The sequence below is a fragment of the Serratia sp. CY55921 genome, assembly GCF_052167655.1.
In the GTDB taxonomy this organism is placed as follows: Bacteria; Pseudomonadota; Gammaproteobacteria; order Enterobacterales; family Enterobacteriaceae; genus Serratia; species Serratia ureilytica.
In genome coordinates this window covers 97456-109365 of sequence record NZ_JBJNMU010000003.1, presented here as the reverse complement: position 1 = coordinate 109365, position 11910 = coordinate 97456, and the positions used below count along the sequence as shown (strand labels likewise).

The window sequence follows — 11910 nt, the reverse complement described above, 5'->3', positions numbered from 1 at the left end:
AAACAATGCTCCCTGGCGGGAGCATTGGGGGATGAGGCTTACTGTCTGATCAGGCGGCCGAGCGTCGGCGCCGTTTCGAAATCGCTGCGGAAGGGGTTGATGTCCAGGCCGCCGCGGCGGGTGTAACGCGCGAACACGCTGAGTTTTTCCGGGCGGCAGCTCTGCTTGATGTCGTTGAAAATGCGCTCGACGCACTGCTCGTGGAATTCGTTGTGCTGGCGGAAGGAGATCAGGTAGCGCAGCAGGCTTTCGCGATCGATTTTGCGGCCTTCATAGCGGATCACCACGCTGCCCCAGTCCGGCTGGTTGGTGACCAGGCAGTTGGATTTCAGCAGATTGGAAGACAGCGTCTCCGCTACGTGCTCCCCTTGATCGGCCGCGCCGCTCAGGTATTCCGGTTTGAAGGCGAAGTCGTCGACCGCGATATCCAGATCGTCGATGTTGATGCCCGGCAGACGATCGATCTGCGCCGGATAACCCTCCAGACCCGGATAGAGCTTGACGGTGACCTGGCCATTGGCCGCCTGCGACAGATCCTTCTGCATGGCGGCGCTCACCTGTTCCACGCTGTCGAAGCGCGTTTGGTTGAAGCTGTTGAGATACAGCTTGAACGATTTGGATTCGATCAGGTTGGAAGAGGAGTGCGGGAAGGTAAATTCGCCGATGCCCACCACCGGTTTGCCCTTGCCGTTGAGCCACGACAACTCGAAGGCGGTCCACAGATCAAAGCCGCTGAACGGCAGCTGCCGTTCGTCCACGCCGATCAGATCGCGGCCGCGTGCGCGCGGCAAGGCTTCGAGCAATGCGGGAGCATATTGGTCCGGATAATCGGAGTTCGCGCCAAGATGGGTGATCTTATCTTGCTTTTGGATATGCATATTCATTGCCCTTTGCTTGTTCGGTATTGATGTAGCGGTTAAACAGACTGCGGGTGGCGTAAATCGGCCCGACGCCCAGCAGGGCGTAAACCACCTTGATCAGGAACTGAGACAGGATCATGGTTTTGATGATGTCCCAGCTCAGCACGTTGTAGAACGCCAGCGTACAGAACACCACGCTGTCGATGGCCGATGCGATTACGGTGCTGGTGATCACGCGCACGAACAGGTAGCGGGAGTTGGTCAACTCCTTGATCTTGCAAAGCAGATAGGAGTTGACGTTCTCGGAGATCAGATAGGCCGCCGAAGAGGCCACCAGCACCGCCATGATGCTGTGCACGATGCCGTTGTAGGTCTCGCTGTACTCCCACTGTGGAATGCTCGGCACCAGCGTCGTCACCCAGACGCCGAGAACGAAGGTCAGGTTGGCGATGAACGAGATGATGATGGTGCGTCTGGCCAGCCGCAACCCATAGAACTCGTTGAGAATGTCCACCAGAATGAACGTGAGCGGATAGATGAAGATCGCCGGCGGCGTGATGAGATTCAGCACCGGAATTTGGATCGGCTTGACGCCGCACAGCGTCGAGAAGATATAAATCACGCTGAGCGCCACGGTAATAATCAGGTAGGCGTACCAGGAACGTTCATGGCGATCGCTGAGCTCATAGGCGGTTTTTTGTTGATTGTCGCCGTAGAGTTTACGGTACAGCGCCTGCAGCTCGTGCCGGCTCAGATCTTCCGATATTTCGCTGTCGGCCAGCTCATTGAGCCCCATGGTAATGGTTTTGCCGGTGGCCAATACCATGACATTGGCCGCGATGGTGCCATGTCGGGTGAAGCCCAACAGCTTGAACTTCTGATTCGGTTCCATTTATAACCTTTCTCCAACGATATAACCCAGGAATTGCACCGTCTCCTGAAGGCGTTTGTCCATGCTTTCGCTGTCTTTGTCGTCAACCACAAAGAAGCCGCTTTTTCCCGAGTGATACAGCAAAGGTGAATCGCAAATCAGTACCGGCGGACGTTTAATGATAATGACTTCGCCCGGAATGAATGACCCTTTAATTTCGGTCTCTATTTTCATTGCCAACATGTTCGACTCATCGCCGAAGAAATAAGTCAAAGGAAACTCGGTGACCAGTTGCCCGATCTTGCGCTGCGAGACGGCCAGATAGCGCGACTGCGGGATCACCGGAATGGCGGAAGGGTTCTTGTTGCCTTCGGTGGACAACGTTTCGTTGAGCAGCTCCAGTTTTTCCAGATCGTAGTCTTCGATCTCTTCACAGGAGACACCGAAAAAATCGGAAATCCGATTAACGGTGGATTGCTGAACGTTGTTCACTCTTCCATCAAGAATTTTGTATAGGGTAGTGCGCGTCAGGCCGCTGCGGTTGGAAAAGGAAGCCTTGGTTTCACCGCGGGTACGCATTAGATATTCAATATTTTTAATGATGTTGATTTTGCGCTGTGCGTTGGGGGTTTTCATAGGCTGTCCTTACAAACATTACGCTGGCTTCACTATATCTTACGCGTTGGCGTTGTCCAGATAAAAAGGCGCAGGGAATAGGATAACAGACTGATTATTTTCGTTAATTATTGCTTTCTGTCAGCGGCTTGGCGGGGGGCGGGCGACGTGGATGCGGAAGGCGGTTTGGGGAAATGATAAAGCTGTGCAAATCAATTGATTAGCTTTTGCTTATGGAAAAGTGAACACAAAAGCCAATTTTATGTTCACTTTTATGTTGACCAAAGGCGATTTCATGGGCTACTGTTCATGCAAGCTGAAGTTTTTCTTTACGATCAAAACACTGAAGCTAACGACTTTTATAATAAAAAGCTCAGAGGGGGATGTTCCCGCACTCTGAGCATAATGGATAGCTTGCTACCGACACCAGGGACCCTCATCACCACGGCCGTTTGTCTGCACGATCGGCCTATTCCTTTGCGCTGAACTCCGCACTTTGCGAGCAATAAAACACTCCCCCGTCATCGGAGGAGTGCGTTAACGCCTGTGCGAAAATCAGAGCGACTTCTGCGAGGCCAGGGGTTTTTGCGCCCGACTGAAGGCCAGCTTGAGCACCCAATACAGCAGGCTGGCGGCCACCAGTGAGTTGATGGTCGGTACGCCCCATTCGGTCGCCAGGCCAACGGCGCCGCCGGCGATGCTGGCGACGATCGCCGCCCAGCCGATGGTTGGGGTTTCGTTCGGCAACTGGCCCGTACGGCGGCTCTCGTCCAGGATTTTGCGGTGGCTGCGCAGCAGGTAATAGTCCACCAGCATGATGCCGATAATGGGCGGGAAGACCACGCCAAGCACCGTCAGGAAGTCGACGAAGCGGTCGAGAATGCCCAGCACCGACAGCGTGGTGCCCAGAATACCGATCGCCAACGTGGTGTAGGTGTACTTCAGCTTTTTGCCGGTGATGCCTTCCACCGCGTTGACGATGCCCAGCGAAGAGGAGTACAGGTTGAGATCGTTGACGCGCAGGGTGGAAAACACCACCACCAGCAAACCGGCGCCGCCGGCCGCTTGCGACATGATGGTGACCACATCCGCGGTGCCCAGGGTTTTGGCGATCAAGATAGCCAGGCCATTCACCACGAACTCGCCGGCGACGATGGTGAAGATCGTAACGCCGAGCACGTGTTTGCCGTTTTTGGAGTAACGGGTCAGATCGGGCGTCATCAGGCTGGCCACGATGGCGCCGCCGACGACGATGGTGATGCCGGCGCTGATGGTCAATGGTTCACCCGGCGGCGCCAGCTGGATGATCTCCTGCAGGTTATGGCCGGAAAGCGCGGTCACCGAAATATAGGCCACCAGCATAATGAACATCGGCACCGCGATACGGGCGGCGATGCGCAACGCCTTGAAGCCGAATGCCACCAGGATGGTCAACAGCGTGCCCGAGAGCCCGGCGGCCAGGCCAAAGCCCAGCTTATTGCCGAGCGCGAAATCGAGCGACTTGGCGAAAATGGCGTTTTGAATGCCGAACCAGCCCAGCAGGCTGACGGCCACGACCACGCCGATCAGCACCGAGCCCAGGCGGCCAAAGCCGCACCAGCGCGCCAGCAGGCTGCCGGAAATCCCTTCGCGCATGCCCGCCATCCCAAGCCCATAGGTCACCACGCCGAAGATCAGGCTGCCGACGAAAATGGCGGTGAAGGCGTCAATCAGCGTCATGGAGTTGCCGAGCACGGCGCCGAGCATGAACTGGTCCAGCGCGGTCAGCATGCCCATATGCACGATGGCCACGCTTAAAAACGAGACTCTTTTATCCTGCGGCACCCGGGTGAGCGGATAATCTTCGATCTTTATCACGGTGAGATCTTCCTTGCGGTTCAAATAAACTGAATGCCCTTGGTTATCAGGCGATCGGGAATATAGTTATCCAGGTTGGCGTATTTGCAATACTCCTCAAACTGTTGCTGAGTATGCACGTTGGCCTTCTGGTAAATATTATAAATGCGGTTTTCGATGGTCTTATTGCTGACGTTATAGATTTTGGCGATCTCTTTCACCGTAAATCGCTGCAGCATAAGGAAAATGACATCGAGCTCGGCGCGGGTGAACAGCTCGTTGTTAACTTCGGTGGTCAAAATGCTGGGTTTTTGCTGATTGATGTATTTCAGCGGCGACAGGCTGTTCATCGGCTTGGCGTTCCAGATCACGCCGATCACCTGTTTGTCATCGTTGTAGACCGGCAGCTTTTCGCTGATAAACGGCGTCAGGCTGTCTTTGCCATACCAGTAGTGCGTCTCGATGACCGTGACCCGATCGCGCGCCGCTTCGGTCATCTTGTCATGCTCGATAAAGTCGGCGGCGGAATCGGCCCAGTCGGCGGGGAATTCGTGGTCATATTTTCCGGCGACGTCGAAATTCAGCGGCGTATTGGTATAGAGATAAGCGGCGCGGTTCATATAGAGGTGGCGGGACAGCTGGTCTTTGATGCCCCAGGGCTCGCTCAGGTGCTCCATCATGGTGATGAGGCCCTTGAAATAAGATTCATTATTTTTATGCGATGAACCCATACCCACCTCTGCGCCGCTCAGGCCGCGTTACAGGCTTTTAGCCAGGTAATGGCGGGTATGGCGATGCGCATAGTCACCCAGCTCGCCATAGACTCGGTAGCCCAGTTTTTCGTAGAAGCCTCTGGCCTGGAAATCGAAGGTATCGACGTAGGCCATATGGCAACCGCGCTTGCGGGCTTCTTCTTCGGCTAGCTGCATCAGTTGGCGACCGTAACCGCTTTTGCGGCATTGATCGCCGACCCAAAGATACTGTACTTCCAGGCCGCCCCACCAGGTACGTGCGACCAGACCGCCGACGATCTGCTGGTTGTCGTCGGTGACGGTCAGGAACAGCGGGTGAATGTCTACGGGCTGGGTTTTATGGTTGTGCGCCCAGAGGCTGTCGATAACGAACTCTTCATCCTGCGGGTTGGGTTTGTCGGTGATATTAATATTCATTTTTAATATAATTCCCTGATTTAATTATTCAAATCTGAACTAGACGCTTTCGCCCCAACCGCTTCTATTATCACTTTTATTAATGTATTTCAAGGGTGGTTTTCACCCTTTTCCGCCGTGCAGGCGGGCGCTTATAGTAAGCATCACAGGGTGAAGAAAATAGCGAAACAGGCAGTATTAAAACGCTGAAATGCCCTGCCAACACCATCTTTTCCTACTTGCGCCTCACCAGGGCCCCACCGGGAAAACTGCAGTACTGTACGGCTCCACCGGATAGAGCAAGCTAACTTGCCGACGGGGGAGCCACTTTGTTTTTGCGCATGCGTTCCGCGATGACTGCGCGCTGTCTCAGATATTAAACGCTCTTCTTATCAGAAGATATGAGCCGCCGATGAAAATGCGGTCGATACCCTCCTTTAGTCTTCATATGCCACGCTGCTCAGTGCCGGCTCGATGGCGGCACCCAGCATGGCGCCGTGTCCCAAGTCGGGCCACTCCCGATAGCCGACGGTAAGACCGTCGAGCTTTGCCAGGCGTTCCGCCAGCATTTGCGCCGCGTTCGCCGGCAGTGCAGGGCTCTTCACGCCGGGCGGGGCCGCGCGCTCGCGCTCCGCCAGACCCACCCACAACTGCAGCCTTGCCGCCGGCGTCGGATGCCGTTCCGCCCACTGCTGCGCCTCTTGCAGGATCATGCCGTTGCCCCACCACAGCGAGGGTTCCACGGCGATATAATGCTGGAAGGCGGCGGGATGGGCGAATAACGTATGCAGAACGAAGAGCCCGCCGTAGGAATGGCCCCACAGCGTTTGCCGCTGCTGATCGACCGCCAGTTTGGCGGCGATCGCCGGTTTGATCCGCGTTTCAATCAATTGCAGGAAGGCCTCCGCGCCCCCGCCCGCCTGCGGCGGTTTCTTCATGCCCGTCGGCAGAGGCAGCGTATAGTCGTAGGCGCGGCCGGCGGCATCGATGCGCAGATCGTTGTCATAGCCGATCATCACCAGCACCGGTGGCCGCTTCGCCGTCGCCAATCTGGCCAGTAAGCTGGCGTTCAGCTCCATCAGCACCGCATTGCCGTCGAGGAAATAAATCGTCGGATAGCCGTCAGGCGCAGGCGCCCGACGCGGCTGGGCGATACGGACGCGGTAACGCCGTTGACCATCGGCGGAGGTGAAGCGCAGATCGCTGAAGCGGTAATCCGCAGAGTCGCTATCGGCGACGGTCACGCCGATCCTGCGTTCCAGATCGGGCCTGGCCTGCACGGCCCCCGGCAACCAAAAGCCGATGGCGAGCGCCAGAAGCGTGCAGATAAAATGCCGGTGAGACAATAACATGCGGGTCAGCGTCCTCGAAAAAGGCCGATATTAGCATCGGTACGCGCCCAGTAAAAACCTCTCCTTCGGGCGGGTATTTCAGTGGCGAAGTGCGGCCGGGGTCAGGCGGTGGCTGCCTGATGCTTCGCAGGGTTAATAGCAACTCATTGTTATTATTGGCAAGTCAGGAATAAGAAGGGTTACGATTAATTAGAAATGATTATGTTTTTTTGAGGGGGTAATCTGCTGATGGGTGCAAAAACACTCAATCATCAATGGGTGTTAGCGAAAAAAAAGCCCTATAAAATAGGGCAAAGACACACAACAACACCAGGGAAACTTTCCGGTATCTTATATTATAGCTTCCTATACATATAGAACATTTTATTATAAATATGTAAACGATTCTTATTAATGTTCTAATGCCATTGTTTTTCAAGGGGTTATGTCGCCCAAGGGGGAACGTTCCCGATGGCGGTGCAAGCCACTCCGCAGTGGATAAAGCGCAGGTGGCGGGGCGGTGCCGGCCCGCCGCCCCACAGTGAGATGCCGGCGGGCGGCCTGCGAAAACGCCGGCCGGTATCTCCTGTTTGATGGATGCGCAGGGGAATTGCGCCGCCTTTTGTTGATGATAATCAGTGCTGTTGCAGCGTCAGCATCTTGCCAAGCAAAACATCGGTCGGTGGCAGAATATCCGTATCCAGCCCGGCCGAGGGGGTAAAGGTCAGCTCACCGAAAATGATTTGGCCCTGAGAGATGTAGAAATCAACGCGTACGAACTCGAAGGGCGCTGACAAACGAGCGGCATACTCAAACAGCTCATCGTATCCCTCCGGTTTCACGAAGGCGTCTATCTCCTCCTGGCTCAACGCCAGGCAGTCCTCGCTATAGCAAAGGAACTTGAAATCTTTGTCGAAGAAGTAATATTTCGGCGTCCCGGTATCCCTGCCGACGCACAGCAAGGTGCAGTAAGGCACGCCGCGAAAACAATAAATTTTGTAGTCTTCAGGCCCGTGACCATTGGCCGATTCGATATACTTTTCTCCAATGATCTTTTTTTGTATCCCTTTGTAGTTGAGTTCTACATAGGTTTTCCAGTAATCGTCTTTCATCCAGCCATCGATCAGCTGGGAGGCGCTTTTAATGTTCAACGATTGTTTATTCTGGCAAATTAAATTATATCCTGAGCCGTGATTTCCCTTGATGACAAATTTCTCAGGCAGCGTTTCCCATGGGATCTCCTGTACCGAATCACAGGCAAAGTACAGCTCATTAAGGATCTCTTCACATCCTTTTGCCTTGATGTACTCTCTAACCGCATATTTATCTGCGCATTGAGTGACTAAGGCATTTTTACTGTAGTCATTCAACTTAAGGTGATTGATTTTTTCATTCCAGGTCGATGGCGCCTGCAAGTTCAGCGGTTTGCCAAATGCTCTTTTGTAGATCAATCTGGCCTTGAATTCGGGGGCCAATACGGCCAACTGATTCATAATGAACTTGTTTATTTGTCTTTTCATATACGTAATTCCATCAAAGCATAGTGACAATGATTAAGACGTTCTTGTATTTAAAACGCGGGTGGCGCGCCTTCACTGCGCCATTGAATGGCTGTCGGCGTTGTTCCCAAATCAAATGGCTGGTGGTCTAACGCCCGATTAAGAATGCGGGCCGAACGCCACGCCATCAGGCTCAGCTGAGGATCGGCAATGCCGTGATTATGCATACTGGCGTTCATCGCAAATAAGCAGTTCTCCGCCGGGCCTTCCCACTCAAAGGTAAAGTCCGGGGCTATGCGGTACTCGCCGTCCGCCGTGGTCAACAGTCGGTGGGCCAGAGGCGCAAGGAATTCAGGCGTCGCCGATTGATAACCGGTAGCAAAGATCACCACGTCCGCCTTGAAGGTTTCCTCGCCGTGATCGAGATGATGACGCGTTTCGAGTTGGTAGGCGTTATCCAGCGTGTGTTTTACGGCCGTCAGCGAACGGCTGGGCAGCAGGCGCACCCATAATTTCTCGCGCAGTACGTCGAAGCGGTGGTACATGGCGCGATAGATGGCCAGCAGCGACTCGCTGGTGATGCCGTCTGAGGTCATCTTTTGTTCGGCCAGCATATGCCGCTTGGCCGCGCTGTCCAGTGAGTAGAAACTCTCGACGTAATCTGGCGTGAAATATTCATTGGCAAAGGCCGCCTCATCAAGCGCGTTGTAATTGTTGCGCCGCGATATCCAGTCGAGTTGTTCTGGCTGCCCCCATTCCCCTTTAAAAATATTCAGGAACAGATCGGCGCCGCTCTGGCCGCCGCCGACGATCGCCACGCGTTTGCCTGCCAGATTAGGGTTGCGCAGCATCATTTCGCTGGCGTGGAAACAGCGATCGTTTTGCGCCGTCACGCAGTCCGGTAACTTTATTTTCTTGCCAATACCGATACTTACGTGTCTGGCGTGGAAGATTTCCCGTGAGGTGGTCACCACGAACTGGCGTTGCCGATCGTCAAACTCGACTCGCTGAACGTCTTGATTGAACGCCAACGATCCCATCCCGCTTGCGGCCCAGGTGAGGTAATCGGCGAACTCTTCACGCGATGCGGTACGCTGTTCGGTCGTCAGGAAACGGTAGAATTTTCGGTTTTTTACCAGATAGTTGAGAAAGCTGTAGGGATTGGTTGGGGCAACCGCGCTCACCAAATCCTTTAAAAAGTTGGTTTGCATGTTGCAGTCAGCCAAAATCATGCCCGGGTGCCAGGAGAAATGAGGTTTGCGCTCAAGGAATTGCCCCGTAAATCCCTCGATTTCGCTCCCTAAGGCCGCCAGGCTAAGATTCGACGGGCCAAGGCCAATGCCGATGATATCGAAACGCTGATTCATTAATAAGCTCCAGTATAATGAGAATAATACCCAGAAATACGGCTGCAAAGGGGTTGGCTTATAGCAACCAGGCTGCCTTTTTCTTATAAGTAAACGACATGAATTAAAAATAATTAAAAGATATGCGGGTTAAAAATGCGTCATTTTTAAATGCCCGTTTAGAATTCGGTAGCACATCAGGTAAAGGCTACGGGTGTATTTCTTTCCATGAAAGTCCCTGCGAAAGCTTGCGTATGTGTTTAATTAATATTCTTAAGCAATAATCTTAGAAACCGCGTTCATCATTCCATGTAAACGACACTCTGCAAAGAGGATAAGCCGCATGGGATTGGCATCGACTATTGACTGTTAACGTGTATACGCCGTTCTGCGTTCGGCTTGTGTTTCTTGAATCAGGTATTCGCTGCTTAGAATAGCGTTAAAAAGGATTCTGGGAAGGTGAAATAACATGATATTAGGCGTTGAGCGCTTTTTGAAAAGATGAAATTAAAGTGAAATTATGAAATCAGGCCGTTTTGATGATATTTTCATCATTATATTCAATGTGTTATTATATTTTGGATGCGAGAGCTATTGCGTCTGGGCGGCATGGGGGTATCCGCTTTCACATCGGCCAATGCGCCCAGTTTTGTTGTTTGCGGGCCTGTGCGGCGGGAAATTATCCCTATATGCATTAATTTCAATGAGTGAATGTTCATGTTATATACAGAGGCGCCTGTTGGCGTTGGAAAAGCGCCAATTAAAAACCGATTGGCCGACAGTTGGACGTTTAGGTTCGTTTAGGTTCAGCGACGGCGTGACGTGCAAGGATATCCGTGTGCCGCCGGAACTTACCTGAATGTAGCCGCCATGATATCAACCCGGTTTGAATTGTTTTGGCGTTTCTCTTTTATAATTCCTTTGCCGCTGATGATGATTCTCATTACCTGAGCGTTAAACGCCATGGGAATGGGGTAAAGTATGGCGCTCGTGGGCAAGAGAATCGATGTTGGCGCTGCGACAAACGGATTGCCGCAGCAATAATTTACTCGTGGATAAATTTAACGTCAGTTGGCGTACCTATCTGGACGCTTACGCCGTTGCCATATAATTCGCCGGTATCCAGATCGCGTTGTAATACGGTAACGTTATTACTAAACACATTGGCGACTAGCAAAAACTTTCCGCTTTTATCGAAGGCGAAAGCGCGCGGTTCGATTCCGCCGGAAAGCGTGCGGCCAATCAGTGTGAGTTTGCCATTCTCCAGGTTAATTTTATAACCCACGATTTCGTTGGTTTTTTGGCGATTGCTCGCATAGAGGTATTTTCCGTCAGGGGAAAACGCCAGCCCGCCGCCGCCCTTTGCATCCGCGCGGGCGCTTTCCGTCAGCGCTAATGTCTGGATGTTCTCCAACCGATCGTTATTAATCTGGTAGGCAAAAATATTCGCCGACATTTCGCTGATCACGTAGGCGAATCTGCCATTTGCGGAAAAGATCATATGTCGCGGGCCGGTGCCCGGTGGAAACGACAAATCGTAATCCGGCGCGAGCCTGAACGGCGCGGCCTTATTTGCCGCGTCGTAGAAGAAGGCATGAATGATGTCGCCGCCCAAATCGGCGGCGTACATCATGCGCCCGTCGGGGGTGAAGTTGACGGAGTGAATATGGGCGCTGGCTTGCCGCTCGGCAACGGCCTCTGAGCCCTTGGTGAAGGGAAAGCGCTGCAGCACCTCGCCGAGTTCACCGTTCTGGAGAATGGGGGCCACGATGACGCTGGCATGCCCGGGGGCGTTGGAGTAATTGGCGGCCAATAAGTAGCGCCCGTCTGGACTGATGGCGGCATGCGTCGGCTCTTGTCCCTGCGAGTCGATGCCGCTGATGCGTTGCGGGTCGCCGCCTTTGCCGAGCTTGAGCGTGCTGATTTGGCCTTGCTGAGTTTCATTGGTGGTATAGGCAAATTGGCGATTTTTGCTCAGAACTATCCAGGAAGGGCTGTCCATTTTTATGCGATTCAATGGCAGCAGGCTGCCGTCTTCGTTGAGCGCCAACCGATACATCCCCTGGCTGGGATAAACGGGCGGCTGAACCCGATCGCCGTCTCTTTCCCCTGTCCAGGTGCCAATCAAAACGATTTGCGCGGTGCTGCCCGGCTGCGGCTGCGGGGGAGCGGCCTGGGTGATCCAGGCCGGCAATAATAAAGACAGAAAGGAAAACTTGGCGATGCTGGGGAACGTTGCGTTTTTCATGGTCGGGCTCCTGGCGTGATTGACTGTGTTTTGTGACCGAGGCGAACGGTGTACAGGGTTTATCGTCGTAGCGAGGCACCGCCCAGAATGAACAGGCAGACATAACCAAAATAGTGCAAAACGCCGGCGGGGCCTATTTTTAGCACATCATTGGCG

At 53.5% G+C, this 11910-nt stretch carries 11 protein-coding genes; 1 reads left to right on the top strand and 10 read right to left on the bottom strand.

What is annotated here, in order from left to right; genetic code table 11:
* Positions 1-38: 38 nt before the first annotated feature.
* From queF to ACJ8M3_RS16990, 9 genes are all read right to left on the bottom strand, one after another.
* The gene (gene queF / locus ACJ8M3_RS17030) at positions 39-878 is read right to left on the bottom strand and encodes an NADPH-dependent 7-cyano-7-deazaguanine reductase QueF (RefSeq protein WP_047575474.1); all 840 of its coding nucleotides are present in this window, start codon (positions 876-878) and stop codon (positions 39-41) included.
* Entirely contained in the window at positions 856-1752 is an 897-nt protein-coding gene (locus tag ACJ8M3_RS17025; RefSeq protein ID WP_033644642.1) for a queuosine precursor transporter, read from the bottom strand. The genes queF and ACJ8M3_RS17025 overlap by 23 nt, the downstream gene beginning before the upstream one ends.
* Entirely contained in the window at positions 1753-2367 is a 615-nt protein-coding gene (locus ACJ8M3_RS17020; RefSeq protein ID WP_033644644.1) for a helix-turn-helix domain-containing protein, read from the bottom strand. It abuts the gene before it with no gap.
* A 534-nt stretch (positions 2368-2901) separates the two neighbouring features.
* The gene (locus ACJ8M3_RS17015) at positions 2902-4203 is read right to left on the bottom strand and encodes a cytosine permease (protein WP_033644921.1); all 1302 of its coding nucleotides are present in this window, start codon (positions 4201-4203) and stop codon (positions 2902-2904) included.
* A gap of 20 nt (positions 4204-4223) precedes the next feature.
* On the bottom strand, positions 4224-4913 hold the full coding sequence (locus tag ACJ8M3_RS17010; protein WP_033644646.1) for a helix-turn-helix transcriptional regulator: 690 nt from the start codon (positions 4911-4913) through the stop codon (positions 4224-4226).
* A 27-nt stretch (positions 4914-4940) separates the two neighbouring features.
* Positions 4941-5351: a GNAT family N-acetyltransferase gene (locus ACJ8M3_RS17005; RefSeq protein WP_019453029.1), complete on the bottom strand. Its 411-nt coding sequence runs from the start codon at positions 5349-5351 to the stop codon at positions 4941-4943.
* 416 nt (positions 5352-5767) lie between these two features.
* On the bottom strand, positions 5768-6682 hold the full coding sequence (locus ACJ8M3_RS17000) for an alpha/beta hydrolase (protein WP_089195188.1): 915 nt from the start codon (positions 6680-6682) through the stop codon (positions 5768-5770).
* Positions 6683-7296: 614 nt separating this feature from the next.
* A complete protein-coding gene (locus tag ACJ8M3_RS16995; protein ID WP_033651313.1) occupies positions 7297-8181 on the bottom strand; it encodes an ATP-grasp fold amidoligase family protein in 885 nt (294 codons plus the stop codon).
* 50 nt (positions 8182-8231) lie between these two features.
* Complete coding sequence (locus ACJ8M3_RS16990) at positions 8232-9527, bottom strand: lysine N(6)-hydroxylase/L-ornithine N(5)-oxygenase family protein (RefSeq protein WP_072626982.1); 1296 nt, start codon at positions 9525-9527, stop codon at positions 8232-8234.
* Between the two features lie 499 nt (positions 9528-10026).
* On the opposite strand from ACJ8M3_RS16990, the gene ACJ8M3_RS16985 reads away from it, so the two are divergent.
* Positions 10027-10365, top strand: a complete 339-nt coding sequence (locus tag ACJ8M3_RS16985) for a hypothetical protein (RefSeq protein ID WP_142076063.1) — start codon at positions 10027-10029, stop codon at positions 10363-10365.
* Between the two features lie 186 nt (positions 10366-10551).
* Here the strand turns inward: ACJ8M3_RS16985 and ACJ8M3_RS16980 are convergent, their stop codons facing one another.
* On the bottom strand, positions 10552-11754 hold the full coding sequence (locus ACJ8M3_RS16980; RefSeq protein ID WP_089197430.1) for a lactonase family protein: 1203 nt from the start codon (positions 11752-11754) through the stop codon (positions 10552-10554).
* Between the last annotated feature and the right edge of the window lie 156 nt (positions 11755-11910).

Bases quoted from the DNA above. Each gene is read 5' to 3' on its own strand.
- queF (WP_047575474.1), bottom strand. From the start codon at position 878: ATGCATATCCAAAAGCAAGATAAGATCACCCATCTTGGCGCGAACTCC.
- ACJ8M3_RS17025 (WP_033644642.1), bottom strand. From the start codon at position 1,752: ATGGAACCGAATCAGAAGTTCAAGCTGTTGGGCTTCACCCGACATGGC.
- ACJ8M3_RS17020 (WP_033644644.1), bottom strand. From the start codon at position 2,367: ATGAAAACCCCCAACGCACAGCGCAAAATCAACATCATTAAAAATATT.
- ACJ8M3_RS17010 (WP_033644646.1), bottom strand. From the start codon at position 4,913: ATGGGTTCATCGCATAAAAATAATGAATCTTATTTCAAGGGCCTCATC.
- ACJ8M3_RS17005 (WP_019453029.1), bottom strand. From the start codon at position 5,351: ATGAATATTAATATCACCGACAAACCCAACCCGCAGGATGAAGAGTTC.
- ACJ8M3_RS17000 (WP_089195188.1), bottom strand. From the start codon at position 6,682: ATGTTATTGTCTCACCGGCATTTTATCTGCACGCTTCTGGCGCTCGCC.
- ACJ8M3_RS16995 (WP_033651313.1), bottom strand. From the start codon at position 8,181: ATGAAAAGACAAATAAACAAGTTCATTATGAATCAGTTGGCCGTATTG.
- ACJ8M3_RS16990 (WP_072626982.1), bottom strand. From the start codon at position 9,527: ATGAATCAGCGTTTCGATATCATCGGCATTGGCCTTGGCCCGTCGAAT.
- ACJ8M3_RS16985 (WP_142076063.1), top strand. From the start codon at position 10,027: ATGAAATCAGGCCGTTTTGATGATATTTTCATCATTATATTCAATGTG.
- ACJ8M3_RS16980 (WP_089197430.1), bottom strand. From the start codon at position 11,754: ATGAAAAACGCAACGTTCCCCAGCATCGCCAAGTTTTCCTTTCTGTCT.